Source organism: Binatus soli (SeqCode), assembly GCF_050015535.1.
Taxonomy (GTDB): Bacteria; Desulfobacterota; Binatia; order Binatales; family Binataceae; genus Binatus; species Binatus soli.
This window is the reverse complement of the sequence record NZ_JBEKBF010000003.1, coordinates 75,630-101,614: the sequence shown is the minus strand read 5'-3', so window position 1 is coordinate 101,614 and position 25,985 is coordinate 75,630. Positions and strand designations below refer to the sequence as shown.

22 protein-coding genes and 1 pseudogene are annotated in these 25,985 nt (G+C 62.4%); 22 read left to right on the top strand and 1 reads right to left on the bottom strand.

Going from position 1 to position 25,985, the window contains the following annotated elements:
• Window positions 1-60 precede the first annotated feature (60 nt).
• From pfkA to ABR989_RS03090, 7 genes are all read left to right on the top strand, one after another.
• The gene (gene pfkA / locus ABR989_RS03120) at window positions 61-1,071 is read left to right on the top strand and encodes a 6-phosphofructokinase (protein ID WP_428125665.1); all 1,011 of its coding nucleotides are present in this window, start codon (window positions 61-63) and stop codon (window positions 1,069-1,071) included.
• A 99-nt stretch (window positions 1,072-1,170) separates the two neighbouring features.
• Entirely contained in the window at window positions 1,171-1,947 is a 777-nt protein-coding gene (locus ABR989_RS03115; protein WP_428125664.1) for a glucose 1-dehydrogenase, read from the top strand.
• Between the two features lie 64 nt (window positions 1,948-2,011).
• The gene (locus ABR989_RS03110) at window positions 2,012-2,470 is read left to right on the top strand and encodes an FAS1-like dehydratase domain-containing protein (protein WP_428125663.1); all 459 of its coding nucleotides are present in this window, start codon (window positions 2,012-2,014) and stop codon (window positions 2,468-2,470) included.
• Between the two features lie 44 nt (window positions 2,471-2,514).
• Complete coding sequence (locus ABR989_RS03105; RefSeq protein ID WP_428125661.1) at window positions 2,515-2,934, top strand: MaoC/PaaZ C-terminal domain-containing protein; 420 nt, start codon at window positions 2,515-2,517, stop codon at window positions 2,932-2,934.
• Between the two features lie 248 nt (window positions 2,935-3,182).
• Complete coding sequence (locus tag ABR989_RS03100; protein WP_428125660.1) at window positions 3,183-4,637, top strand: DUF3536 domain-containing protein; 1,455 nt, start codon at window positions 3,183-3,185, stop codon at window positions 4,635-4,637.
• Window positions 4,638-4,668: 31 nt separating this feature from the next.
• Window positions 4,669-6,630 carry an acetate--CoA ligase gene (gene acs, locus ABR989_RS03095; RefSeq protein ID WP_428125659.1) on the top strand — a complete coding sequence of 654 codons (1,962 nt, stop codon included), beginning with the start codon at window positions 4,669-4,671 and terminating at the stop codon, window positions 6,628-6,630.
• Window positions 6,631-6,693: 63 nt separating this feature from the next.
• Window positions 6,694-8,580 carry a choice-of-anchor D domain-containing protein gene (locus ABR989_RS03090; RefSeq protein WP_428125658.1) on the top strand — a complete coding sequence of 629 codons (1,887 nt, stop codon included), beginning with the start codon at window positions 6,694-6,696 and terminating at the stop codon, window positions 8,578-8,580.
• A 255-nt stretch (window positions 8,581-8,835) separates the two neighbouring features.
• Here ABR989_RS03090 and ABR989_RS03085 read toward each other — a convergent pair whose 3' ends face one another.
• Window positions 8,836-10,125: an MgtC/SapB family protein gene (locus tag ABR989_RS03085; protein ID WP_428125657.1), complete on the bottom strand. Its 1,290-nt coding sequence runs from the start codon at window positions 10,123-10,125 to the stop codon at window positions 8,836-8,838.
• A 219-nt stretch (window positions 10,126-10,344) separates the two neighbouring features.
• On the opposite strand from ABR989_RS03085, the gene rimP reads away from it, so the two are divergent.
• The 15 genes and pseudogenes from rimP to purC all read left to right on the top strand — a co-directional run bounded on the left by rimP (window position 10,345) and on the right by purC (window position 25,919).
• Complete coding sequence (rimP, locus tag ABR989_RS03080) at window positions 10,345-10,830, top strand: ribosome maturation factor RimP (protein WP_428125656.1); 486 nt, start codon at window positions 10,345-10,347, stop codon at window positions 10,828-10,830.
• Between the two features lie 95 nt (window positions 10,831-10,925).
• Window positions 10,926-12,326, top strand: a complete 1,401-nt coding sequence (nusA, locus tag ABR989_RS03075; protein ID WP_428125655.1) for a transcription termination factor NusA — start codon at window positions 10,926-10,928, stop codon at window positions 12,324-12,326.
• Window positions 12,310-12,618 (top strand): YlxR family protein, encoded by a 309-nt coding sequence (locus ABR989_RS03070; protein WP_428125654.1) that lies wholly within the window; start codon window positions 12,310-12,312, stop codon window positions 12,616-12,618. Before nusA ends, ABR989_RS03070 begins: the two co-directional genes overlap by 17 nt.
• Before the next feature lie 10 nt (window positions 12,619-12,628).
• Window positions 12,629-15,502 (top strand): annotated as a pseudogene (gene infB, locus ABR989_RS03065) (translation initiation factor IF-2); the annotation flags it as partial.
• 111 nt (window positions 15,503-15,613) lie between these two features.
• Complete coding sequence (locus ABR989_RS03060) at window positions 15,614-15,901, top strand: DUF503 domain-containing protein (protein WP_428125653.1); 288 nt, start codon at window positions 15,614-15,616, stop codon at window positions 15,899-15,901.
• Between the two features lie 67 nt (window positions 15,902-15,968).
• Window positions 15,969-16,319 carry a 30S ribosome-binding factor RbfA gene (gene rbfA, locus ABR989_RS03055; RefSeq protein WP_428125652.1) on the top strand — a complete coding sequence of 117 codons (351 nt, stop codon included), beginning with the start codon at window positions 15,969-15,971 and terminating at the stop codon, window positions 16,317-16,319.
• 115 nt (window positions 16,320-16,434) lie between these two features.
• Window positions 16,435-17,337 (top strand): tRNA pseudouridine(55) synthase TruB, encoded by a 903-nt coding sequence (gene truB, locus ABR989_RS03050; RefSeq protein ID WP_428125651.1) that lies wholly within the window; start codon window positions 16,435-16,437, stop codon window positions 17,335-17,337.
• 94 nt (window positions 17,338-17,431) lie between these two features.
• Window positions 17,432-17,701, top strand: a complete 270-nt coding sequence (gene rpsO / locus ABR989_RS03045) for a 30S ribosomal protein S15 (RefSeq protein ID WP_324094762.1) — start codon at window positions 17,432-17,434, stop codon at window positions 17,699-17,701.
• Window positions 17,702-17,849: 148 nt separating this feature from the next.
• Window positions 17,850-19,943, top strand: a complete 2,094-nt coding sequence (gene pnp / locus ABR989_RS03040) for a polyribonucleotide nucleotidyltransferase (protein ID WP_428125650.1) — start codon at window positions 17,850-17,852, stop codon at window positions 19,941-19,943.
• 7 nt (window positions 19,944-19,950) lie between these two features.
• Window positions 19,951-21,213 carry a M16 family metallopeptidase gene (locus tag ABR989_RS03035; protein WP_428125649.1) on the top strand — a complete coding sequence of 421 codons (1,263 nt, stop codon included), beginning with the start codon at window positions 19,951-19,953 and terminating at the stop codon, window positions 21,211-21,213.
• Window positions 21,214-21,361: 148 nt separating this feature from the next.
• Entirely contained in the window at window positions 21,362-22,378 is a 1,017-nt protein-coding gene (locus ABR989_RS03030) for a GmrSD restriction endonuclease domain-containing protein (protein ID WP_428125648.1), read from the top strand.
• A gap of 113 nt (window positions 22,379-22,491) precedes the next feature.
• Window positions 22,492-22,902: an HNH endonuclease gene (locus ABR989_RS03025; protein ID WP_428125647.1), complete on the top strand. Its 411-nt coding sequence runs from the start codon at window positions 22,492-22,494 to the stop codon at window positions 22,900-22,902.
• A gap of 108 nt (window positions 22,903-23,010) precedes the next feature.
• A complete protein-coding gene (dut, locus tag ABR989_RS03020; RefSeq protein WP_428125646.1) occupies window positions 23,011-23,454 on the top strand; it encodes a dUTP diphosphatase in 444 nt (147 codons plus the stop codon).
• 72 nt (window positions 23,455-23,526) lie between these two features.
• Window positions 23,527-25,050 (top strand): adenylosuccinate lyase, encoded by a 1,524-nt coding sequence (gene purB / locus ABR989_RS03015; RefSeq protein ID WP_428125645.1) that lies wholly within the window; start codon window positions 23,527-23,529, stop codon window positions 25,048-25,050.
• A gap of 179 nt (window positions 25,051-25,229) precedes the next feature.
• A complete protein-coding gene (gene purC, locus ABR989_RS03010) occupies window positions 25,230-25,919 on the top strand; it encodes a phosphoribosylaminoimidazolesuccinocarboxamide synthase (RefSeq protein WP_428125830.1) in 690 nt (229 codons plus the stop codon).
• The last annotated feature ends 66 nt before the right edge of the window (window positions 25,920-25,985 follow it).

The window sequence follows — 25,985 nt, the reverse complement described above, 5'->3', positions numbered from 1 at the left end:
TCTCCTCGTCCCGCTCGGTAGATTCGATAGTGGACGACGCGCGCGTCGCTCCCCATTTCCATGAACGGCAATAACGAATCTTCCGGCTTGTCCGGCTCGCGCCCCCGCCGAATCGCAATTCTTACCGCGGGCGGCGACGCTCCCGGGATGAACGCTGCCATTCGCGCCGTGGTCCGATGCTCGGCGGTCGCCGGAATAGAGGTGATTGGTTTCAGGCGCGGCTATGAGGGCCTCATCCGCGACCTGGCCGAGCCGCTTAGCACTCGTTCCGTGGCCAACATGATCCAGCGCGGCGGGACCTTCCTGGAGACCTCGCGCTCGGTCGAGTTCCGCACCCCCGCTGCCCGAGAGCTGGCAGCCCGTAACTTGAAACGTCACCAAATCGAGGCGCTCGTCGTCGTCGGCGGCGAGGGTTCGATGATCGGCGCGACAATCTTCGGCGGCGAGGCCGGCATTCCGGTCTTCGTCATCCCGGCCTCGATCGACAACGACATCCCGGGCACCGACTACTCAATCGGGTTTGATACCGCGGTCAACACTGCGCTCGATGCCATCGACCGCATCCGGGACACCGCATTCGCCTACGAACGCGTCTTTTGTGTCGAGGTGATGGGCCGGGACTCGGGTTTTATCGCAATCGCGGTCGCTCTTGGCGGCGGCGCCGAGGCGGTCATCGTCCCCGAGATCCCGTTCACCCTCGACGAGATCTGCGATCGTGTCGAAGACAGCCATCGCCGCGGCAAACGCGCGACGATCGTCGTCGTCTCGGAGGGGCCGCGCACCGGAGGCGTCATTCCGATCGCCGAGGCCCTTACCGCCAGACTGCACATGCAGGCGCGCGTGGTTGTGATCGGCCACGTCCAGCGCGGCGGAGCGCCCACGGCCAGGGACCGGTTGCTGGCGAGCCGGATGGGAGCCGGCGCCGTCAGGGCCATCCTCGACGGCGCCGCGCCTTCACTAATTGGCGAAGAGCGGGGCGCGATTGTTTGCGTTCCGCTGAGCGAGGTGGTTAATCGGCGCCGCCCGCTGGACCCATCACTGATCGAGCTTGTCCATCAGCTCTCCACCTGACGCCCCGCCCGCCCGCCCCGCCATCGGTCGTCCGCCTCTCGCCATCGCGTCGCAACAGTGCGATAAATCTCAGCGAACCCCCGGGAGGAAGTTTCCATTTTGAAGAATCCATTCAGTGTCGAAGGCAAGGTTACGATCGTGACCGGTGGCGGAACCGGAATTGGCGAGTCGATCGCCAAGGAGTTCGCGCTGCGCGGTGCGCCGGTGCTGATCGCGAGCCGCAAGGTCGAAAACCTCGAGCGCGTGCGCGACGAAATTCGCAAGGCCGGCGGTAAATGCGAGATGACTCAGGTCGACGTCCGCGACGCCGAGCAATGCGACAAGATGGTGGCGGAGGCGGTCAAGCAGTTCGGCCGCCTCGACGTGCTGATTAACAATCACGGCGCCAGTATCGCGGCGCCGTCGTTGAATCTCTCGCCCAACGGATGGCGCGCGGTGGTCGGAATCAATCTCGACGGCGTGTTCTTCTGCTCCAAGGCGGCCGCCCGCCAATTCATCGAGCAGAAAAGCCCCGGCTCGATCGTCAACATCTCATCCACCGCCGGCGTGCATGGGTCGCCCTTTATGCTTCCGTACGGCGCGGCAAAAGCGGGCGTCATCAACCTGACCGTTTCTCAGGCAGGCGAATGGGGCGCCATGGGCATTCGCGTCAACTGCATTGCGCCCGGCCCGATCGATACCGAAGGCGCGGCGCCGCGGGTATGGCCAAATCCAAAGGTCAAGGAGATGGTCGCGCGATCACGCGCGCTTCAGCGCTTCGGCCGTGTCGAGGAAATTGCCTATCCATGCATCTTCCTTGCGTCGGACGCGGCGAGCTACGTTACCGGCGCGCTGCTGATTATCGACGGCGGCGAAGGCATGCGAATTTCCGAGTAAGTGGACAAACTGATCGAGCATCAGTAAATGATTCGCTCGACCCTGTTGAGAGAGGATGAGTCATATGGCCGACAAGAGCGCCGTCGGGAAAACCGGCAAACCATTCAAGATGCACGTCGATTGGAGCAAGGTGCGCGAGTTCGCCCGCGCGATCAAGGATCCCAATCCACTCTACTTCGACCCGGAACTGGCGAAGAAGGAAATGGGCGGAATCCCCGTTCCTGTCACGTTTTTGCAGACTAGCGCGTTTTGGACCGACGAGACCTCCAGCCCCGGTTTCGGCGGCTTCGACTTGCGCCGTATCCTGCACGGCGAGCAGGAGTTCGAGTTCTTCAAGCCGATCTTTGTGGGTGACACGCTGACCGGCGTGACCAAGGTCGCCGACGTGCTCGAGAAGGAAGGCAGCCGCGGCGGCAAGATGACGCTGGTGATCGCGGAAACCGAGTACACCAACCAGAAGGGCGAGAAAGTCGCGATTGCGCGTTCAACGCTGATCGAGACCGGACAAGCGGTCAAAGCGTAATCGGGCCGCGCGCGCGAAACGATTCAATCGGAGAACCAGGAAAAATGGCAAAACTTAAATTCGATTCGATCAAAATCGGCGACGAAATTCCCAAGTTCGAAGCGGCCGGCGTGACGCGTACCGATTTCGTCCGCTATGCGGGTGCGTCGGGCGACTTCGTCCCACTGCATTACGATCAGACCTTCGTCGAGGCAGCCGCAATCCCGACCGTCTTCGCGCAAGGGATGTTCACCGCAGGCCTGCTCTCGAAGGCCGTAACCGATTACGTCGGGATCGGCAACGTGCGCCGCTTCCAGGTGCGCTTCGCCACGCGCGTATGGCCGGGAGACGTCGTCACCTGCACGGGCAAAGTCACCAACAAGCTCGAGAAGGACGGCGAGAAGCAGATCGAGGGCGACTTGATCGTGCTCAATCAAAAGGGCGAGCCCGCGATTCGCGGCAGCTTCCGCGCCGCCTGCGCATAGGCAGGGCAGGGGAACTTAATCGTACGCGAAATCGTACGCGAAACCCGCCGTGGGTTTCGCACTTCTGGGTGCGGGGGCTGAGGCCTGCCTGTGGATGGAATTGTTCAAGGATTGTGGATAGGTAGCGCCTGAATTCGCTCATCCGCTTGATTAGCCGTGCAGAATCCGGCAAAGAAGGCGGATAAGTTTTACTCTGGTTGGGCGCGTGGGCTTTTGCAGCGCGGCTTGGAGGCGCAACATAGTCTTCGATGAGTGAAGCGCGGTACGTCATAATCCACGGCCATTTTTATCAGCCTCCGCGCGAGAGTCCGTGGACGGGTTTGATTAGTCCTGAGCATGGCGCGGCGCCGTTTCAGAACTGGAACGAGCGAGTTCTGAGCGAATGCTACACGGCCAACGCTCATGCCCACACGATGCAAGGGGCGGTCGTTCACGTTCGCAACAATTACGAGTCGCTGAGCTTCGATGTCGGGCCCACGCTGGCAGGATGGCTGCAGGCGCACGGCAAGGCCGCGTATCGCGCGATGATCCGCGGCGACGCGTTGTATGCCAATGCGCACGGCGGCTATGGCAACGCGATCGCGCAGTCGTACAGTCATTCGATTTTGCCCCTGTTGCCGCCGCGCGATCGCGAACTGCAGATCGCATGGGGTATCGACGATTTTGTCTTCCGATTCGGCCGCAAGCCCGCCGGGATGTGGATCCCCGAGTGCGCCGCCGATGACGACACGCTTGCGTCGATCGCGGCGGTCGGAATCGGGTTCGTCATTCTCGCGTCGGATCAGGGAAAGTTCAGCGGCCTCGGCGCCGAGTCGCGTAATGCCGGGCCGTTCCAATGGCGCCGGGGCGATTTGAGCCTGGCAGTGTTCCGCTTCGACCGTGATTTGTCCACAACTGTCTCGTTCGGCAACGGATTGGCCGACGGCGCCCGGCTGGCGGACTGGATTGCCGACACCGCGCTCAAGCTGGAACCCGGCGCCGCGCTGATGTTGGCGACCGACGGCGAAACATTTGGGCATCATAATAAACACGGCGCCGCCGAGTTGGCGCGCGCCCTGATGGCGCTCGAAAGCCGCGACGACGTGATTCTTACCAATTGCGCGGACTACCTGGCGACGCATCCCGCGGCAGGATCATTCGAGATTGCATCCGCCAGTTCATGGAGCTGTCCGCATGGCGTCGAACGATGGCGCTCGAACTGCGGATGCCGCCAGGATCCGAACACTTCGCAGGAATGGCGCGGGCCGCTTCGCGCCGCGATGGATTTCGTGAAAAACCATGCCGAGACGACTTACGACCGCTTCGCCCCGGCGATTGCGAAAGAGCCCGGCGCGATCCTGCGCGGCGCAATCCGTTTGCTGATCGATCCGAATCCCGCCGTCCACGAAGAGTTCTTCAAGCGCTTCGGGGTTGCCGACGAAGGTAATCGCGAAACGCTGCTGCGGATGTTCGAGATGGTCCGCGCGGGGCAGGCGGCGCTCACCAGTTGCGCGTGGTTCTTCGATGATTTCGCAGGCCTGGAGGGGCGCGTCGTACTCAGATGGGCGGCGCGTGCGGTCGAACTCGCGGCTGAGCACTCGGCGAGCGTCGAAAACGAGCTGCTCGAGCGGCTGCGCGGGATCAATTCGAACCGGCGCGAGAATGGCGACGCCGCGACCCTGTACTTGAGCTTGAAAACGCGCGAAGCTCGCGGTCGCGTGTGACATCCAAGCTTAATCGACAGGTGCTCGTGCGATGCCTTCGACCGAAGCGACTCATATCGATTCGACGCTGACCGAATCGCGCAAGTTTCCTCCCCCCGCCGACTTCAGCGCGCGCGCGTGGGTCAAGAGCCTCGACGAGTACAATGCGATCTGCAAGCGCGCCGACGCCGATCCGGAGGCATTCTGGGCCGAATGCGCGCGCGGGCTTTATTGGTTCAAGCCGTTCGGCAAAACGCTCGAGTGGAATTTCCCGCATGCGAAGTGGTTTGTCGGCGGCACGATCAACGCCGCCTACAATTGCCTCGATCGCCATCTCGACGGCCCGCGCCGCAACAAAGCCGCGCTGATCTGGGAGGGCGAGCCGGGCGACTCGCGCGTGCTGACCTACCAGATGCTCGCCGACGAAGTGGGCAGGTGCGCCAATGCGTTGAAGAGTCTCGGCGTCAAGGACGGCGACCGCGTCGCGATCTACATGCCGCTGGTGCCGGAGGCGGCGATCGCGATGCTGGCGTGCGCGCGAATCGGTGCGATTCATTCGGTGGTCTTCGGCGGCTTCTCGTCCGAAGCGCTGGCCGATCGGATCAACGACGCGGAAGCGAAGGTCTGTATCACCGCCGACGGCGGATGGCGACGCGGGCAAATCGTCGAGCTCAAGAACAATGTCGATGAGGCGCTGAAAAAGTGCCCGTCGATACGGAAAGTCCTCGTGCTCAAGCGGGTCGGCAACAAAGTCGAGATGCGCAAAGGGCGCGACCTGTGGTGGGACGAGCTGGTTCCCGCGCAAAGCCCCCGATGCGAGGCCGCCGCGCTCGACGCCGAGCATCCGCTCTACACGCTTTACACCAGCGGCACGACCGGCAAACCCAAGGGCGTCGTGCATACGACCGGCGGCTACCTGACGCATGTCCTGATGACGATGAAGTGGGTGTTCGACTTGAAGGAGGACGACATCTACTGGTGCACCGCGGATATCGGATGGGTAACAGGCCACAGTTACACCGTGTACGGGCCGCTGGCGGCGGGCGCGACGGTCCTGATGTATGAAGGCGCGCCGAACTTTCCCGAGAACGATCGCTTCTGGCAGATAATCGCGAAGTACCACGTCAGCATCTTCTACACCGCGCCCACTGCGATACGGACTTTCATAAAATGGGGCGACGCGTGGGTGAAAAAGCATGACCTGTCGAGTCTGAGATTGCTCGGTTCGGTCGGAGAGCCGATCAATCCCGAAGCCTGGATGTGGTACCGCAAAGTTATCGGCGGCGAGCGATGCCCAATCGTGGATACGTGGTGGCAGACCGAGACCGGCGGCATCATGATAAGCCCGATGCCCGGTGCGATCGCCACCAAGCCCGGCTCCGCAACGCTTGCGTTGCCCGGAATCGCCGCCGACGTCGTCACGCGCGAGGGCAAGAGCGTCGGCGCCAACCAGGGCGGCCTGCTGATCGTGCGCAAGCCGTGGCCCGGGATGCTGCGAACGATCTACCGCGACCCCGAGCGCTACAAGAACAATTACTTTGTCCAGATCGACGGCGCCTATTTCACCGGCGACGGAGCCCGGCGCGATCAGGACGGCTACTTATGGATCATGGGCCGCGTGGACGACGTGATTAACGTGTCGGGCCATCGGCTGGGCACGATGGAGATCGAAAGCGCGCTGGTCTCGCATGCGGCGGTCGCGGAGGCCGCGTGCGTGGGGCGCCCCGACGAGATGAAGGGACAGGCCGTGGTCGCATTCGTCACGCTGGAGGGCGGGCGCAAGGGCGATGGCAGGTTGCGCGACGAATTGCGCGCGCACGTCGTCAAGGAAATCGGCGCGCTGGCGCGGCCCGACGACGTGCGCTTCACCGAGGCGCTGCCGAAAACGCGCAGCGGCAAGATCATGCGGCGCCTGCTGCGGCAAATCGCGTCGGGCGATGAGACGCTTGGCGATACGACGACGCTCGAGGATCTGTCGGTGCTGGCCAAGCTGCGCGATGATGAGCAGGGGTGACCCCTGCACCCAGTGTTAAGGCCGCGCTCCGTTGTCGCGCGCGTCATTCGGGGAGGTAAACCGATGGGTCCGTCATGGGGAAAAACACGTCTCGGCGTGGTCGCGATCTTTTGTGCGGCCGCGTTGGCGATGGTCGGCTTTCATCGTTTTTCAGGCCGCGCCTATAGCGCGGACCCCATCCCGACGTTCTTAGTTACGGACTATTGCACCGGCGCCGTGACGGCTTATGCCGCCAGGAGCAATGGCGATGTGTCCCCGCTGGCCCCGGCACCCACCGGCCTCGCCGAGCCGGAATTCGTGGCCATTGATGCGAGTGGGAAGATTTACGCCGCCAACATCTGCAACAACACCATCACCATTTATGCCAAGGGGACCAAAGGCGACGCCGCCCCCACCGCCATCATCGGCGGGAGCAACACCGGCCTGATCTCCCCATCCGGCATCGCGCTGGATTCCAGCCGCAACATCTATGTGCCCGATAAAGGCGCCGGGATGGTGTTTGTCTATTCGGCGGGGAGCGACGGCAACGAGGCCCCCACCGCCACCATCAGCGGGAGCAACAAAGACCTAGAAAGCATCGCGCTGGATTCCAGCGGCAACATCTATGTGACGGACATCAATAGCGTGTTTGTCTATTCGGCGGTGGGAAGCAGCACCGGGACGCTCAACGAGACCCCGATCGCCGCCATCAGCACGACCATGACCACCGGCCTGACCGCCCCACGAGGCATCGCGCTGGATTCCAGCGGCAAAATCTATGTTGGGGACTGCCCTGCCTGTTTCGGCGTTTACGGCGAAGCCGGCGTCGCCCCCAGCGTGTTTGTCTATCCGGCCGGGAGCAACGCCAATGTCGCCCCCATCGCCGCCATTAGCGGGAGCAGCACCGGCCTGATCCAACCAGCCGGCGTCGCGGTGGATTCCAGCGGCAAAATCTATGTGGCCGACAATGGCGACCCCGAAGCGTTCCCCGCGACCGCCGCCAAAGTGATTGTATATCCGAAGCTAGGAAGAAGGATTGGGCCAATCAATAAGGCCCCCATCGCCACCATCACCGGGAGCAAGACCGGCCTGAGCTTCGGGATCAGGATCGCGTTGGATTCCAGCGGCAACATCTATGTGGCGGAGTTTTACAGCGGCACCGTGTTAGTCTATTCGGCGGGGAGCACCGGCAATGTCGCCCCCACCGCCATCCTCACCGGGCCCAACACCGGCTTGAGGGCACCATACGGCATCGCGTTCGATTCCAGCGGCAACATCTATGTGGCGGACTTGTACGCCGCCAGCGTGTTGGTCTATCCGCCGCTGGGAAGCAGCACCAGGCCGGTCAACATCGCCCCTATCGCCACCATCAGTGGACCTGACACCGGCCTGTATGGCCCAGATGGCATCGCGCTGGATTCCATCGGCAACATCTATGTGGCGGATGAAGGCAACCCCTACAACGGGATCCCACCTAGCGTGTTTGCCTATCCGGCGCTGGGAGGCTCCGGATGGATCGCCGGCCCGCCGGCGACGTACAGCGTGGCCCCCACCGCCACCATCAGCGGTCCAGTGACAGAACTGTTTGATCCACAGTTTATCGCCATCCAGCCGCCTGCGACACCGATCTCGGAGAAGCTGACTATCAGTCCCAGTTCGATCGCATTCGGAGATAAGGTGAAAGTCGGAACTACCAGCAAGGCCAAGACGGTCACGATCGAGAACGCGGGTAAGAAGAAAACAGGTCTGGCGGTGACCATCGAGAGCGAGAGCGCGTCGCCGCCGGTGTTCGCGGTCAAGTCGGAATGCAAAGAAACGCTCGAGCCCGGCAAGAGTTGCAAGGTATCGGTGACCTTCACGCCGGCGGACACGACGCGGCAGACTGGAAGCCTGAAGATTGTTGACAACGTGATCGGCGAGCCGCAGAGCGTGGGGCTGTCGGGAACCGGCAAGGCCGCCAAGAAGAAATAAGCAGGGCAGGGGTGAGCAGGGCTGAGCCCTGCACCGCAGGGGTGACCCCTGCACCCAATGTTAAGGCCGCCCGCCGTTGGCGGGCGCAGCCCCTGCCAACGTCTTAATACTGCGCTGCCGTCGCCACGGTCAGGGGTCCCTCCGCTTCGGTCGGGATGACGGAAGGAGCCGGGATGATGGAATGAAGTGGTGATCGATGCGGGGCTAACCTCTTCCCATGTGGGGCAGCGGAGCAATCGGGGCGGGTCGGAATAGTCAGTTCACTTGCAGATGACTTACTAGTTCGGTGACGCTGGCGGGATTGATAATGACTATTGCTGCCGCGCCGACTGCGAACATGATCACGAACCCCGCCATCAGGCGCAGATAGAAGGCCGGCTGATGGCTGGTCTCGGCCACGGCGGACTTGAAGATCGCGTTGACACCGGCCGCCAGCGTGAGCCCGATCACAGCGTCGCGCGGCGCGCTGGTGCCTGCCTGAACGAAAGACGCCAGCGTCAGCGAGATCGCATCGACGTCCACCACTCCGCTGATCGCCGAAACCAGCATCTGGCCGCCGTATCCCGCGTAATGTTTGGCGACGCGGGTAATCAGCAGCACGACGGTGAATCCCACGCCGAACTCGAGCGCGGGGCGGATCGAAAACGGGTTGCGGAAAGTGGAATCCGCGAGCGTGTTACCTTTTTTCAATGGCGCAGGGGCCAGTATCGCGGCGGCGGCGAAACCCGCGAGCATCATCGCAGCGAAAGCAGGGATTGCCGCGATCGCGAGCGCCGGGCTGACCACTGCAACGAGTAGCAGCATCCGCGGGAATAGTATCGAATTGGCTATCAGCGAGTAGCGGGCCGCCGACACGGCAGACTTCGGCGCGGTGGCGACTGCGCGCGAGATCCCGGCGGTATAGGCGGTCGTCGAGGCGATAGCGCCAACTATCGCAGTGAGTAATTCGCCGCGCTCGTTCCCGGTAAACTTGGTCAGGAAATAGCCGACATATGAGACGCCGGATACGAGGATTATGAATAGCCAGATTTTGCGCGGCTCGAAAAATCCGAATGGTCCGTAGCTGCCGGCCGGCAGCAGTGGATAGATGATGAAAATCAGGCCGAGAAAACTCAGCGTGTCGATGTATTCGCGGTCGGAGATCGCGTCGCGCACAAAGTGGCGAAGCTGATCGCGCTCCGCCAGAATCAGCGCGAGCACGATTCCGAGCCCGGCGCCGAACTGACGGTCCGACGTAAGGCACAGGTCAGCCAGGGCGAAGGTCGCGACGGCGGCGAGCTCGGTGGTGATTCCGCTGCGCTCCGGATGCTGCGCGCGCATCACGAGCAGAGTGCCGATCATGCCGGCGAACAATGCGATCGTGATCGCCGCGTTGCCGACGTGGCCCGCGACCGCACCGAGCAGCGCGATTATCAGGAAATCGCGCATCCCCGGACGCGCCGGACCGCCGGGTCCGGGTTCTCGCGTACGGCCGACCAGGAATCCGATCGCCAGCGCGAGCAGGAATCCCAGGGCGGGTGAGTTGAGGTCGATCAGCTCGTGCATCGAGAGGGGGATGTTAGCGGAATGTTACGAAAAATGCTTGCCGCAGCGGCAAAGGGTGCGGCGGCTGGGCCGTGCCTTGCTGACAGGTTGGCTGTAGTGGTATCCTGCCGACGTGAAGTGGGCGCGTGCCCACTTTTTTGTTGGTGCAGCAAAAAAGGTTTTCGGTTTCGTCACATAAAGCCGACTCCGACGGCCGCAGCGAGCGAGAGGTGAGAGCAGATGGCGGCCCTGAGGCTTCATCCGACCGCGGAAAAGGTGGTCGAGCTGCTCGAGCCGCACATCGAACGCCAGGGTTATGAACTGGTGTCGGTGGATTTTCGCAAGGGCACGCGAAATTCGCTGCTGCGGCTGCTGGTCGACAAGCCGGGTGGCGGAATTGCGCTCAGCGATCTGGAGAAGTTGAGCCCGACGCTGGGCGATTTGCTCGACGTGTACGACCCGGTCGAGGGCCGCTACACGCTGGAGGTCGCGTCGCCGGGAATCAACCGGCCGCTGCGCAAGCTGGAGCATTTCGAGGCGGTCAAGGGTGAACGGGTGAAGGTACGAACGCATCGTGCGCGCGATGGGCAGAAGTCGTTCGTGGGCAGGCTGGTGTCGGTCGGTCAAAGTGGAATCGAGCTTGACGATGAGACGAGCCGCAAGCGCCACGCGATTGGTTTCGACGAGATGTCGGGAGCGAATTACGAATACGATTTTGACAAATAGACGCAATTGACAAATAGACGCACGGGCTCCCGTTCAGGCGGAGCAACAAAAATAACTGGCGCGCCACCACTCTGTCCGCGCCCCGGGGAGGCGGTATGCAGGTCGATCTGAACCGGGTAATCGAGCAGGTCTCCAAGGAAAAAGGCATCGACAAAACGATCGTGATCAACGCGGTCGAGGAGATGATGCATTCGGCGGCGCGGCGCACGTTCGGGCCGGACCGCAATATCGAGTCGCGGTTCAACCCCGAACTCGGCGAAATCGAGCTGTTCGAGATCAAGACGGTGGTCGAAAAAGTGGCCAACGCCGCCGCCGAAACCGACGTGGCGGAGGCGCGCGCGAAGTACGATCCCGAGGCGGAAGTCGGCGACGAAATTTTGATCAAGCTCGACACCGCCACGATGGGCCGCATAGCGGCGCAGGCGGCCAAGCAAAATCTCATCCAGCATATTCGCGACGCCGAGCGCAAACAGATTTTCAACGAGTTCAAGGATCGCAAGCAGGAAGTCGTTTCGGGAATCGTGCAGCGCTTCGAGCGCAAGAACATGATCGTCAATCTCGGCCGCACCGAGGCGATCCTGCCCGAGAAGGAGCAGATCCCCCACGAGCGCTATCGCCAGGGCGATCGCATCCGCGCGCTGATTTTAGACGTCGATCTGTCGGAGAAGGGACTTTCGATCGTGCTCTCGCGCACCTCGAACGACTTCCTGATGAAGCTGTTCGAGCAGGAGGTGCCGGAAATTTACGAGGGCATCGTCGAAATTCGCCAGAGCGCGCGCGAGCCCGGCGGACGCGCCAAGGTGGCGGTCTATTCCAAGGATTCGAACGTCGATCCGGTCGGCGCGTGCGTCGGGATGAAGGGCACCCGCGTGCAATCGGTGGTGCAGGAGCTGCGCGGCGAAAAAATCGACATCGTGCCATGGACTGACGACCAGGCCGAGCTGGTGTGCCGCGCGCTGGCGCCGGCCAAGGTCTCCAAGGTGATCATCGACGAGGACGAGCACGCGATGGAGGTGATCGTGCCCGACGATCAACTGTCGCTGGCGATTGGCAAGCGCGGGCAGAACGTGCGCCTGGCGCATCGCCTCACCGGATGGAAGCTCGACGTGCGCAGCGAGGCGGAGGCCGAAGAAGAGGCTCGCTCGGCGCGCGCGTCGCTCAACGCAATCCCGGGCATCGGCGATATCAACGCGGAACTGCTCTACCAGTGGGGATTTCGCTCGTCCGAGCAACTGGCGGAGGCGGACGAGACGGCGTTCGACGTCGAGGGAATCAGCGCCGAGCGCGCCATCCAGATAATCAACGCGGCGCGCGAGCACGTCGCGAACAAGAAGATCGCGGCCGAAGCAAAGGCGGCGGCAGCCGCCGAGGCGGCAGAGATTGCTGCGGCGGAAGCTGCGTTGGCAGCCACGGAAGCGGAAGGCGCCGAGGCGGCCTCCGAAACGATCGCGGTGGAATCTGCGCCGGCCGCCACTGAAGATGCAGGAGAAAAGTAATTTTTCACTTTTTCACGGGGCCCGGCGTACGTGTGTTGGATGCCTCGCGCAGGATGTGAAGGCGGCGATGGTGCGGATTGCGGTCGTCAATGGGCATGTCGAAGTGGACTTCGAGGCGCGACGCGCCGGGCGCGGCGGCTATTTGCATCCGACGCTTGAATGCGCCGAGCGGTTCATCAGTTCAAAAGTTAAGGAATTTCGCGCGCTCCGGCGGAAAATAGAACGTCCCGAGCGGCTCCAGATAGCGGCGGCAATTAAACTCCGACTGGATAGAAACTCAAAGGTCGAATAGTATAAGTAAGATGGCGCGAAAGCGGATCAAAACTCTTGCAACTGAATGGGGATTTCCGGTCGAGGATTTGCTCGCCGGATGCGCCCGCCTGAAGCTTGGGCATACGCAGTCCGAGTCCAGTCTTCTCTCGCTCGAAGAGGCGGACCGGCTCAAGGGCGATCTTGACGAGCAGGCGCATCGCGCGTCGATCCTGCGCCGCGAAACCGTGCTCGAAACGAGCAGCGGAAAAATTCTCGAAAAGCGCCTCAATGCCACCGTGATGCGCCGGCGTCATGCCGAGCCCGGCCAAGCCACCGGTGCAGCAGAGGCGCCTTTCCATTTCGAAGTCGAAGAGACCCGCGGCGACTCGTTCGTGTCGCCGTTTCTCGGCGATTCACACGGCGCAGAGGCAGAGACGCCGGTTATGTTTGACTCGGAGCATTATGCGGAGGCTCCATTCGCCGAGCCGCATCGCGCGCCCGAGACGGTCGCCATCAGGCCGGAGCCTGAAATCGAGGAGATTGGCGAGGCCGACTACGAGGCTCATCCGCCCGAGGCTGCCGTTCATATTGAAAAAATGGAGCCTGAGCCCGAGCCTCAGATTGCTCCCGTACCTGAGCATCCGAAGCACCCGACCGTCATTGCCGAGGCCGCGGCCGCGCCCGAAGCGCCGCCGCGGGCGCCCTCGTCGCGCTTCGGTTATCGCACCGATCGTGTGCGCCCGGCGGAATCGGCGGAGCGTGGCTCGATCAATCTGACTCGCGGCTCTCAGACCGGCCCGACGCTCGACGACGGACAGAAGGGACCCAGGGTCCTTGGCAAGATCGATCTCAGGCTCAAGGCGCCTCCGGCACGTCCCGCGTCGCCCGGTTCGCGTACGGCAGCGGGCGCGCCGAGTGCGCGGCCGGGACTGACAGGACGCTTCGCTCCGCAACAACAGCAGCCGCAATCGGCGGAAGCGATGCCGCAACTTCCGCCCGATCAAGTGGCCAAGCCCGGTGGCGGACGCGGAATAAAGAAAAAGAAAGTCGTCAAGAAGGGCAGCACCGATCTCGCCGCCGAGCGCGAGATGCGCGGGCTGCGGGTGCCCAAAAAGCGCCGCGCGCTGCCCGGCAAGGAACAGCGAAAAACCGAGATCACCACGCCCAAGGCCTCCAAACGCGTGGTTCGAATCACCGAGGGTGTAACGGTCGGCGATCTTGGCCGCTCGATGGGTGTCAAGGCCGGTGACCTGATCAAGAAGTTGATGGAACTCGGCCAGATGGCGACGCTGAACCAGGTGCTCGACGTGGACACCGCCACGTTGCTGGCCGGCGAGTTCGGCTACAGCGTCGAGAACGTTTCCTTCGACGCGGAATCCGCCATCGAAGAGGCGCCCGAGGAAGCCGTGGTGGGCGAAAGCGTCACGCGCCCGCCGGTCGTCACGGTGATGGGCCACGTCGATCACGGCAAGACCTCGCTGCTCGACGCGATTCGCCACACCAACGTGACGGCGCGCGAGTTCGGCGGAATCACGCAGCACATCGGCGCCTACACGGTCGAGGCCAATGGACGGAAGATCGCGTTCGTCGATACTCCCGGCCATGAGGCGTTCACTGCGATGCGCGCGCGCGGCGCCAAAGTCACCGACATCGTCGTGCTGGTGGTCGCCGCCAACGAGGGCGTGATGCCGCAGACGCAGGAGGCCATCAATCACGCTCGCGCCGCCAACGTTCCCATAGTCGTCGCGATCAACAAAATCGATCTGCCCGACGCCAATATCGACAACGTCAAGCAGCGCCTGACCCAGGTCGGGCTGGTGCCCGAAGACTACGGCGGCGACACCATCATCGTGCCGGTCTCGGCACGCACCGGTGAGGGAATCGACAAGCTGCTCGAGATGATCCTGCTGCAGGCCGACGTGATGGAGCTGAAGGCCAATCCGGCGCGCGCCGCGCGTGGCACGATCATCGAGTCGCAGCTCGACCGCGGCCGCGGCCCGGTCGCCACCGTGCTCATCCAGGAAGGCACGCTGCATCAGGGCGATCCATTCGTCAGCGGCGTCTCGTACGGCCGCGTGCGCGCGATGCAGGATTATCTCGGCCAGCGTCTTACCGAGGCAGGTCCGTCCACTCCGGTCGAGATTTTCGGCCTCTCCAGCGTTCCCGAGCCCGGCACTGTGTTCACTGTGGTGGTCGAGGAATCGAAGGCGCGCCAGGTCGCCGAGTATCGCCGCTCCAAGCAGCGCGAAGGCGAACTCGCCAAGACCAGCCGCATCTCGCTCGAAGACTTGAGCCAGCGTCTGGCGGCGGGCGAGGTCAAGGAACTCAAAGTCATTCTCAAGGGCGACGTGCAGGGTTCGGTCGAGGCGCTTGGCGACGCGCTCTCGCGGCTTTCCACCGAGGAAGTCAAGCTCGAGGTGATCCACAGCTCGGCGGGCGCGATTTCGGAGACCGACGTTACGCTCGCGTCGGCTTCCAAAGCCATCATCATCGGCTTCAATATCCGTCCCGAGCCGAAGGCTGCCAGCCTCGCGGAGAAAGAAGGCGTCGAGATTCGCCTCTACACTGTCATCTACGAAGCGATCAACGACATGCGCGAGGCGATGGAAGGCCTGCTCGCGCCGACCTACCGCGAAAAAGCGCTCGGCCGCGCCGAAGTCCGCAAGATTTTCAACGTGCCCGGCGCCACCGTCGCGGGATGCATGGTCCTCGACGGCAAGATTGTGCGCAGCGCGCGTGCGCGGCTGGTCCGCGACGGCCGCCCGGTATGGGAAGGCAAGCTCGCCACGCTCAAGCGCTTCAAGGACGACGTGCGCGAAGTCGCGCAGGGCTACGAATGCGGTATCGCGCTCGAAAATTTCAACGACGTGAAGCCCGACGACATCATCGAAGCTTTCGAGATGGAAGCGATTCTGCGCAAGCTCGCCGCGCCCAAGCCCGAGACCGTGCGCGGTCAGGCGGCCGTCGAAAAACAGCTTCAGCCTTAGCGTGCGCGGCCGCTGCGGGCGGCGCGTTGGGGAAGGGGGCGTATCATCATGGTCATCGGCATCATGCGGCTGACCCTGTTTTTGCCGGAGAATCATTCGCTCAAGGGCAAGCGACAGGTGCTGCGCGCGATCAAGGATCGCGTCCGCAACAAGTTCAACGTCTCGATCGCCGAGTCCGACAACCACGACATGTGGCAGCGCGCCGAGTTGGGCATCGCGCAGCTCGGCAGCGATCGCGCGTTCGTGGACCGGGCGCTGCGCGAGGTTGTGAACTTTATCGATTCGATGGGGTTGGTCCCGCTCGGCGAAGAGCAGCTCGAAATCATCAACTACTGAGACCGAGAAAACTACTGACAACGACGCCGCGTCAGGCGCGCGGCTCTCGTGACACCGGGGAAGAACATTGGCTGAAGGTCGGAGACCGGAGCGCGTCGCCGAGGCGATCTTGAGAGAGCTGTCCGGGCTGCTGGTCCGCGATCTGCGCGATCCGCGCCTGCGCGGCATCACGCTGACCGGCGTCAGGATGGACGACGACTTGCGCCACGGCCGCGTCTATTTCTCGCATCTGGAGGGTTCCGTGCGCGCGCCCGCCGCGATCGCCGGCTTCAGGAGCGCCAGCGGCTTCATCCGCCGCGAGATAGGCAAATCGCTGGGGCTTAGATACACGCCCGAGCTGGATTTCGAATTCGACCCCGCACTCGAGCGCGCCGCCCGCATCGACGCGCTGCTCAAGCAATCCGCGCCCAAAGACTGAGCACGATTGTCACTTTTCTCTCCAGTTCCCTTTCGCTCTCAATCGAGGGAGGACAAAGAGCTCGCGCGACGATTTGTTCAGCGCCTGGCGAGCGGATAAGGTCAGGGATCTCCCCATGAACGCAATTGTGCTGGTAGATAAACCCGCCGGAATCTCGTCGGCGGAGGTGGTGCGCCGCGTCAAATCGCGCGTCAAGCCGGCCCGCGTGGGACATCTCGGCACGCTCGATCCTTTCGCGACCGGACTGCTGCCGATCATGATCGGCGAGGCGACCAAGCTCGCGCCGTTCATCGACGGCGGCGACAAGGAGTACGCGGGCCTGATCCGGCTGGGCGTCGAGACCGACACGCTCGATCGCGATGGCGCCGTCGTTCGCCGCGCCGACGTGCCCGCCATCTCCGCTGAAAAAATTGCGCAGGTCACCGCGCAGTTCACCGGCGCGATCGAGCAGGTTCCTCCCGTGTTCTCCGCGATCAAACGCGCCGGCGTGCCGCTCTACCGGCTCGCGCGCCGCGGCGACGACGTTGCGCCGCCCGAAAAACGCAGTGTCGAGATCAAGCGTCTCGATCTCAAATGCGAGGCGCCCGACGCGATTCGATTCGTCGCGACATGCTCGCCGGGCACTTATGCGCGCGCGCTGGCGCGCGATATCGGTGTGGCGCTCGGGACAGTCGCGCATCTCGAGGAACTCCGCCGGACGCGCAACGGCGCTTTTTCGATTGCCGACGCGATGGCGCTTGCCGACATCCTCGCAGCCCTCGATTCCGGGGCGCTGCCGCCCCGCCTGATTTCTCTTCGCGACGCGCTCGTCGGCATCCCTGAGCTTGTCGTCGATGGCGCCGCCGAGAAACGGCTGCGCAACGGCGACTCGCGCGCGCTCGACTCCCAGGTTCCACCCGGCGGACCGCTGTTCAAGGTGATATCGCAGAGCGGGGAGCTGACTGCAGTTGCGCGGGCGACCTCCCGGGTAACGGCGATAGTCGAGCGAATTTTCAATCCGGAAGCCACCGAGGCCTGAACTCACTCGAAATGAGCCCGCCTTTACTCCGCTGACCCGCTCTGTTAATTTGGTCGGCTACAGATAAAGGAAAAAGGGAAAGTAAGAACTCCGAATGCCTCTTCCATCGGCCCGTAAACGGGAAGTCATCCAAGCCAACGCTCGAACCACCAATGACAGTGGCTCGCCTGAAGTTCAGGTCGCGCTACTCTCGGCCCGGATCGACCAGTTGACCGAGCATCTCGCGGCGCACAAGAAGGACCATCACACGCGCCGTGGACTGTTGCGACTGGTCGGCAAGCGTCGCCGGCTCCTTGATTACCTGCATTCGCGCGACTTTTCGCGCTACAAAGGGCTGATCGAAAAGCTGGGCATCCGGAGATAGGCCGGACATATTCTGCCGCGCCGCCCGCAACTTTCGGGCGCGCGGGCCTTGGCCTGCCACCCGGCAGTGTCCCAAGGCGCGTCCCCTGTGGCGCCTCGCGGGCAACCGCAATCGTCGCACGGCCTCAGTCCTCCCTCAGGTGTCATTCATGTACGAAAAACTCGAAATTGATTTTGCGGGCCGCAAGCTCTCGCTCGAAACCGGCCGCCTGGCCCGGCAGGCGCACGGCAGTGTGCTCGCGACCTACGGCGAAACCGTCGTGCTCGCGACTGCGGTCTCGCAGTATCAAGCGCGGCCCAACATGGACTTTCTGCCGCTCACGGTGGATTACGTCGAGAAGACGTTCGCAGCCGGCAAAATTCCCGGCGGCTTCTTCAAAAGGGAAGGGCGCGCCTCCGAAAAGGAGACTCTGACCTCGCGCTTGATCGACCGATCGATGCGTCCGCTGTTTCCCAAGGGCTACGATTGCGAAACCCAAATCATCGTGACCGTGCTGTCCGCCGATCGTGACAACGATCCCGACATGCTCTCGCTGATCGCGGCCTCGGCTGCGCTGCTGGTCTCCGACATTCCCCACAAAGGCCCGGTTGCGTCGGTTCGGATGGGCCGGGTGGACGGCAAAATTGTGGTCAATCCCACCCACACGGAACTTGAGGGAAGCGACGTCTCGCTGGTCGTCGCGGCCAACCCCGAGTCGATCATGATGCTCGAGGGCGGCGCGCGGGTCGTTGACGAAGAGGCGATCCTGGAAGCGCTGTTCGCGGCGCATGAGGCGATGCAGCCGATTTTTGCGATGCAGGAAGAACTGCGGCGCCGCGCGGGCAAACCCAAGCGCGAATTCGCCGCCAAGGAACGCGATGCGGCGCTGCTGGCGGCGGTCGAAAGAAGCATCGGCGACAGAATCGAGAAAGCTCTCGCCACCAAGGGCAAGAAAGAGCGCGCCGCGGCGCTGTACGCGGTCAGCGACTTTGTCGTGGCGGCGCTCGGCGAGAAGTTTACCGAGCGCGCCAAGGAAATCATCGACGCCTGCGACCACCTCGTGCGCACGCGGGTTCGGATGGCGATCCTCGACGACGACAAGCGAATCGACGATCGCAAGTCCACCGACATCCGCGATGTAAGCGCCGACGTGCAGGTCCTCCCACGCACCCATGGCTCCGCCGTGTTCACGCGCGGCGAGACCCAGGCGCTCGCGACCGTCACGCTCGGCACGTCATCCGATGAGCAGAAGATCGACGCGCTGCTCGGCGAGCGTTTCAAGAAGTTCATGCTGCATTACAACTTCCCGCCATTCTCGACCGGCGAGGTGAAGTTTCTGCGCGCTCCGTCACGGCGCGAAATCGGCCACGGCGCGCTCGCCGAACGCGCGCTCGCGCCAATACTTCCCGGTGAAGACGACTTTCCGTACACGATTCGCGTCGTGTCGGACGTGCTCGAGTCCAACGGCAGCTCCTCGATGGCGACGGTATGCGGCGGCAGCCTGGCGTTGATGGACGCGGGCGTGCCCACCAAATCCGCGGTCGCGGGAATCGCGATGGGCCTGGTCAAGGAAGGCGACAAGGTCCGCGTGCTCACCGACATCCTGGGCGACGAGGACCATCTCGGCGACATGGACTTCAAGGTCGCCGGCACCAAGGCCGGCATCACCGCGATCCAGATGGACAACAAGGCCGGCGGCGTCTCCAAGGACATTATGCGCCAGGCGCTCCATCAGGCGCGCGACGCTCGCTTGTTCATCCTCGGCGTGATGGAGAAGGCGATGCCCACGCCGCGCAAGGACGTCTCCAGCTACGCGCCGCGAATCGTCACGCTGCACATCAAGCCTGACAAGATTCGCGAAGTGATCGGCCCGGGCGGCAAGGTCATCCGCGGACTGGTCGAGCAGACCGGCTGCAAGATCGATATCGAGGACGACGGCACGGTGCTGATCGCGTCGGCAGACGGGGTCGCGATGGAAAAAGCGATCAGCATGATCCAGGCGATCACCGCCGAGCCCGAAGTCGGCAAAATCTATCACGGCACGGTCCGCAAGATCGTCGAGTTCGGCGCCTTCGTCGAGATAATGCCGGGGACCGACGGCCTGCTCCACATCTCGCAAATTTCCAACGAGCGCATCCGCCGCGTTGAGGACGTGCTGCACGAGGGCGACGAGATCAACGTGAAGGTGCTCGACGTCGATCGCAGCGGCAAGATCCGGCTGTCGATGCGCGAGGCCGAGCAGGAACCAGGCAAGGATAAGTAACCGGCGAATGATTCAAAAGAGCGTTATCGGGAACGGCGTGCGGATTCTGACCGAGGCGATGCCGCAAGTGGTGTCGTCGTCGATTGGGATTTGGGTTGAGAACGGCTCGCGCTACGAGGAGCCGGCCGAAAACGGCACCTCGCATTTCATCGAGCATCTGCTCTTCAAGGGCACCAAGAAGCGCACCGCCGCGCAAATCGCCGAGGCCTTCGACGCCGTCGGCGGCGTGCTCAACGCCTTCACCGGCAAGGAGTACACCTGTTACTACGCCAAGGTGCTCGGCAAGGACCTCGAGATGGCGACCGAGGTGCTCGCGGACATTTTTCTCGAGTCGGTTTTCGATCCCGCCGAAATAGAGCGCGAGCGCCAGGTTGTCTTGCAGGAAATCTCGCAGGCCGAGGACACTCCCGACGATTTCATCCACGACCTGTTCGCCGAAAATTTCTGGAAGGGTCACCCGCTCGCGTTGCCGATTTTCGGCTCGGCCGAGACGGTAAAGAAAATAGACCGCGAGCAGCTGACTTCGTTCATGGCGGCGCGCTACCGCTCCAGCCGCGTCTTTATCGCCGCTGCCGGCCAGGTCGAGCACGAGCGTCTCAGCGCGAAATGCGCGGGGCTGTTCGGCGGCGTCGCCGGTGACGGCAAGGTCGAGAAATTCTCGCCGCCGGTTGACCGGCCGCTGGTGCTGAACCGGGAAAAGAAGCTCGAGCAGGCGCATATCTGCATCGGCGGCCCCGGCATCAGCCAATCGCATCGGCTCCGATACGCAGCCTACGTGCTCAACACCGCGCTTGGCGGCGGGATGTCGTCGCGGCTGTTCCAGGAAGTGCGCGAGAAGCGCGGCCGCGTTTACAGCATCTACTCGTTCATTTCGTCCTTCATCGATTCGGGCTACTTCGGCGTTTATGCAGGCACCAATCCGGAGTGGGTCGATGAAGTGCTCGAAGTCACCGTCGCCGAGCTTCGCAAAGTCGAGCGCGACGGCCTCGAGCCGGCCGAGCTTGCGCGCGCCAAGAGCCAGCTTCAGGGCAACATGCTGCTCGGGATGGAATCCACCGACAGCCGCATGAATCGGCTCGCGCGCAATGAGATTTACTTCCGCCGCGATGTGTCGCTCGATGAGCTGTCAGTGGGGATCGAGGCCGTCACCAACGACAATATCGTCGAACTGGCGTCGTCATGGTTCCAGCCGGACAAGCTCGCGATGGTTCTGCTTGGCGATTTGAAGGGCCGCAAAATCGGCCGCGACGTCTTCGCCCCCCTCGCGTAGCTCTACGTGAGAGGAGGCGCAGTTCCGCTAACACGAAGTTCCGGCTGAACCGAAATCGGAGGACGCTATGGCAAACGTACTGACAGGCACGTTTCAACCCCGAGTCAAGGGAGCGACGACATCCCGGTCACCTAACGTCGGATCCTTGATGGACCAGCTTGCGGACGGCACGATTTTCATTCCCGACTACCAGCGTGACTCGTCGGAATGGGACTTGGCCAAAAAATCCCTCTTTGTAGACTCGCTAATCAACAATATGACCGTACCCCCGCTGATCCTTTACCCTGAAACAAATCCCAACACTGGGTTGGAGAAGTCGGAGGTTGTCGATGGCCAGCAGCGCCTTGCGACCATCCGGGATTTCGTCAACGGATCCTTTGACCTCGCTACCGAAGACGAAGTTGAATATGCGAGCAATGTCGGCCCTGTAATCCAAGGCCGACGATTCGCTGAGCTACCTGAGCCCATTCAGAGATCGATAAGGTACTATGTACTCAACCTACTCGTTCTACCTACGAATCTTGACCTGGGTCTCCGGCTTGAGATCTTTCGCCGCATCAACGAAGCCGGCACGCCACTCAGCCCCCACGACCTCCGTCTCGCGATCTTCGGTCAATGCGATCGCGTTTACTTCATTCGCCTCGCTGGGGTCTTCGATACAGGTCGCGAAGGGGCAACCCGCATGATTAAGGCCGCTAAGGAGAAGTACGGCCTCGATCACCCCTGGAAAGATCCAAGTGCCTGGAAAGATTGGTGGATCGATAGCGCTCAAGCGGCCGGACAAGCACCGTCGCAGATGTTTCTCTACTACGCGATCGCCCGAGACGTACAGAAGGTCGATGAGCTGCTCGCGAGTGACGCGCTCCAGAACCGTCTCGGGCTACGGTACGATAGAACCACAATTTCGGTCTTGGATTTATACGCCGCCCAAATGCAACACGAAACTCTCCACCCGGAGGACGCGCCCAAGCTCCTGCCGAGTTTGCAAACGCTTAAGGACTGGTTCGGATCCTTCGAGTTGTGGTTCAACACGATCAAGCAACAAAAGGTCGCTCGCATCGGGACAAACTCCTCGACCAAGATTGCGCTGTTTATCGCTGCCGCCACGCAAGTCTGGGGGACACCGGAGAAGATCACGGAAGAAAAACAGTGGGAGCTCATCTAGATTTTCCTTACCCAGGGTCCGACCGCGATCGAGCGAGACATCGGCCAGGCGTATCCTATTGCCAAGGGAAAGTGGCCTGGCCAGAAGAAACAAATTCTCGCCACGGGTGAGATATGCCAACTGATCGCTCGAAAGTAGGTGACGCTCCCCAGTTCATAAAGTGCGACCCCGTATCACGCGACTTTCCGCCTGGCTGGAAAGATGTTTGGTTTCGACGAATGGCAAGTCGCGACGAGGATGGCGTTGTTAGTTATGAATGCCCCCTTTGCAGTCGCAGGTTCGATCACAGGGACATCAATTACCTCCAAGGGGATCACATGTGGCCTTACTCGCTCTTCGGAGATACGTCCTGGGCAAATTACCAGTTGATCTGTGGTTCCTGTAACGCAGCAAAGAGCAATGTATTGGAAACCGAAATCCGCCTGGCGCTTGGAAGCGGAGAGTTCAGGCGAATCGTGTCTCAATTTCTTCGCGGGCGACCCGAGGCAGGAAAACTATCCCACTTTATACCTCTCCCGAGTTAGGATGTAGCGTTCCGCCCGACTTCTTACCCGCCTCGGGCGCGGGTGAGAATGCAGCCGCGCGACGCCGCTTGCTATCGTGCGGCCAATTCGCCATACGAGATTGGAACGATGCGACCGACTGTGAAAATTGCGCGGCTGCGCAAAAGTGCGCTGCCGATTCCCGCCTACCATAGCGAGCATGCCGCCGGGATCGATCTGATGGCCGACATCGGCGGCCCAATCGAGATGGCGCCGCGCGAGCGGCGCGCCGTTCCAACCGGCATCGCCGTCGAGATTCCGGTCGGCTACGAGGGGCAGGTGCGGCCGCGCAGCGGCCGCGCACTGGAAGAGGGACTCGCGCTCATCAACTCGCCGGGAACCATCGACGCGGACTATCGCGGGGAAGTTAAAGTATTACTTGTGAATTTGGGCGAGCAACCGATCCTGATTAAACCCGGCGATCGAATCGCCCAACTCATCATCTCGCCGGTCATTCGCGCTGACATCGTCGAGGTCGATGAACTGGCGCCGAGCGTGCGCGGCCCCGGCGGCTTCGGACACACCGGCCGCTGAACGCAGGCGACGCCCCCCTCGATTGCGCGGGCAATCCCACGTAATTTAGTTTCATCAGCACGCAGTGAAAGAGTGAAAGACAAACCTGCCGAGACCGACGCGGGATTGACCGCGGTGACGCCGATCGACGGCCGCTACCGCGCGCGCACCCGGGCGTTGGAGGCATACTTCAGCGAGTTCGCCCTGATTCGCTACCGCGTTCGCGTCGAGGTCGAATGGTATCTGTCGCTGGCCGGGCATCCCGCGATCAGCGCGCTGAAACCGATCCCCGCCGCGACTGCGAAAAAGCTCCGAGCCGTTTACGAGGACTTTGCGCTCGACGATGCGCGCCGCGTCAAGCAACTTGAGGCGACCACCAATCACGACGTCAAGGCGGTCGAGTATTTTGTCAAGGAGCGAGTCGCCGCGATCGACCGGGCGCTGCCGATCGAGATGGTGCATTTCGCGTGCACGTCCGAGGACATCAACAACCTCGCCTACGCGCTCATCCTGAAGGAGTTCGTGGCGACCGACCTGACACCGCGCCTGGAGTCGGCGAACGCGCCGATCATCAAGCTGGCGCATCGCTACAAGTCGCACCCGATGCTTGCGCGGACGCACGGCCAGGAAGCGTCGCCGACGACTGTCGGCAAGGAGATGGCGATATTTGCGACCCGCGTGGCGCGCCAGCTCTCGCAGCTTCGCCGCCAGGAATTTCTCGGCAAGCTCAACGGCGCGGTCGGCAACTTCAACGCCCATCACTTCGCCCATCCCGAGGTTGACTGGATCGCGCACTCGCGCAATTTCGTCGAGCGGCTCGGTCTGACCTGGAATCCGCTGACCACGCAGATCGAGAGCCACGATTTTATCGCCGAGCTGTTCGGGATCATGATGCGCATCGACACGATCCTGCTCGGCTTCTGCCGCGATATGTGGAGCTACATCTCGATCGGTTACTTCGCGCAAAAGGCCGTCGCGGGCGAGACCGGCTCCTCGGTGATGCCGCACAAGGTCAATCCAATCGACTTCGAAAACTGCGAGGGCAACCTTGGAATCGCGAGCGCGCTGTTCGATCACCTGGCGGCCAAGCTGCCGGTCTCGCGATGGCAGCGCGATCTGACGGACAGCACCGCGATGCGGTCGATGGGTACGGCTTTCGGGCATCTGGTCGTCGCGCTGGAGTCGCTGGAGCGCGGTCTGGCGCGCGTCGAGGTCAACGAGCGGCGCATTGCCGAGGACCTCGAGGCCGAGCAGGCGTGGGAGGTCGTCGCCGAGGCGATTCAGACTCTCATGCGGCGCCACGGGCTGCCGAAACCATACGAGACGCTCAAGGAACTGACGCGCGGCCGGCGGATCGATCGGCGCGTCATCGAGGAATTCATCGCGACGCTCCCGCTGGACGACAGTGCGCAGCGTGCGCTCAGCGAGTTGAATCCGCGCAGCTACATCGGCCTGGCGGCGAAACTGGTCGAGCGATTCGCGCCGCCCGCAAAAGGATCGGACGCCGCTTCGGCGAAGAAGGGCTATGAGCCGCCGCTGGCGCCGGCACCCGGCAAGCGAAGGATCAGTCTCAAGGACTTGGATTCGCCGAAAAAAGCGCGCGCGCGCAAGCCGTGAGATCCGCTATCCACACGCGCGCGCTTCGATGTGCATAAACGCGGAGCTTTGTGGACAATCGGCCCCGAGCTTCGTTGTCCTGAGGCGACCGGTCGGTAAGATGATTAGGTAGAGATAATCCGGGCTGCCCGAATGGAGAACGCATCGTGGAAACAACGAAAACTCCGCAAAAACTCGAAATGTTTTACGAGGGCAAGGCGAAGAAACTTTACTCCACGCCCGACCCCGACCTCGTCATCGTCTACTTCAAGGACGACGCGACCGCGTTCGACGGCGCCAAGCGCGCCACCATCGCGGACAAGGGCGTCGTGAACAACCGGATGTCGGAGCTGTTCTTCAGGCTGCTCGAAAAGAACGGCGTGAGAACGCACTTCGTCCGCCGTTTGAACGATCGTGAGATGCTGTGCAAGCGCTTGCACATCATCCCGGTCGAAACCGTCGTGCGTAATCTCGTCGCGGGCTCGATGGCAAAGCGGCTCGGCCGCGAAGAAGGCGAACCGCTCCCGCATCCGATCGTCGAGTACTACTACAAATCAGACGCGCTCCACGATCCGATGATCCTCGGCGAGCATGCGATCGCGTTTGGATGGGCCACCGTGGCAGAGCTCAAGCAAATCGATGCGATGGCGCTGAAGGTCGATGGCATACTGAGCAAATTTTTGGACGAGCGCAGCGTAATACTGGTCGATTTCAAGCTCGAATTCGGACGCTATCACGGCGAGATTCTGCTCGGCGACGAAATCTGCCCCGACACCTGCCGTTTCTGGGACAAAGCCACGCGGCAGAAACTCGACAAGGATCGCTTCCGCCACGACCTGGGCGGCGTGGAGGAGGCCTATCACGAGATGCTGCGCCGAGTGGAGAACTGACGGCCGCGGCAGGCGTCATTGTTGGGGTTTAGATGGAAATGTTTCACGTGAAACATCTTTAGTTCA

Coding starts and splice junctions, on each gene's coding strand:
- rpsO (WP_324094762.1), top strand. CDS start 17,432: ATGCCTCTTCCATCGGCCCGTAAACGGGAAGTCATCCAAGCCAACGCT.
- pfkA (WP_428125665.1), top strand. CDS start 61: ATGAACGGCAATAACGAATCTTCCGGCTTGTCCGGCTCGCGCCCCCGC.
- ABR989_RS03030 (WP_428125648.1), top strand. CDS start 21,362: ATGGACCAGCTTGCGGACGGCACGATTTTCATTCCCGACTACCAGCGT.
- ABR989_RS03060 (WP_428125653.1), top strand. CDS start 15,614: ATGGTCATCGGCATCATGCGGCTGACCCTGTTTTTGCCGGAGAATCAT.
- ABR989_RS03090 (WP_428125658.1), top strand. CDS start 6,694: ATGGGTCCGTCATGGGGAAAAACACGTCTCGGCGTGGTCGCGATCTTT.
- ABR989_RS03025 (WP_428125647.1), top strand. CDS start 22,492: ATGCCAACTGATCGCTCGAAAGTAGGTGACGCTCCCCAGTTCATAAAG.
- ABR989_RS03085 (WP_428125657.1), bottom strand. CDS start 10,125: ATGCACGAGCTGATCGACCTCAACTCACCCGCCCTGGGATTCCTGCTC.
- pnp (WP_428125650.1), top strand. CDS start 17,850: ATGTACGAAAAACTCGAAATTGATTTTGCGGGCCGCAAGCTCTCGCTC.
- ABR989_RS03070 (WP_428125654.1), top strand. CDS start 12,310: ATGCAGGAGAAAAGTAATTTTTCACTTTTTCACGGGGCCCGGCGTACG.
- ABR989_RS03105 (WP_428125661.1), top strand. CDS start 2,515: ATGGCAAAACTTAAATTCGATTCGATCAAAATCGGCGACGAAATTCCC.
- ABR989_RS03100 (WP_428125660.1), top strand. CDS start 3,183: ATGAGTGAAGCGCGGTACGTCATAATCCACGGCCATTTTTATCAGCCT.
- dut (WP_428125646.1), top strand. CDS start 23,011: ATGCGACCGACTGTGAAAATTGCGCGGCTGCGCAAAAGTGCGCTGCCG.
- ABR989_RS03035 (WP_428125649.1), top strand. CDS start 19,951: ATGATTCAAAAGAGCGTTATCGGGAACGGCGTGCGGATTCTGACCGAG.
- purC (WP_428125830.1), top strand. CDS start 25,230: ATGTTTTACGAGGGCAAGGCGAAGAAACTTTACTCCACGCCCGACCCC.
- ABR989_RS03110 (WP_428125663.1), top strand. CDS start 2,012: ATGGCCGACAAGAGCGCCGTCGGGAAAACCGGCAAACCATTCAAGATG.
- rimP (WP_428125656.1), top strand. CDS start 10,345: ATGGCGGCCCTGAGGCTTCATCCGACCGCGGAAAAGGTGGTCGAGCTG.
- truB (WP_428125651.1), top strand. CDS start 16,435: ATGAACGCAATTGTGCTGGTAGATAAACCCGCCGGAATCTCGTCGGCG.
- acs (WP_428125659.1), top strand. CDS start 4,669: ATGCCTTCGACCGAAGCGACTCATATCGATTCGACGCTGACCGAATCG.
- nusA (WP_428125655.1), top strand. CDS start 10,926: ATGCAGGTCGATCTGAACCGGGTAATCGAGCAGGTCTCCAAGGAAAAA.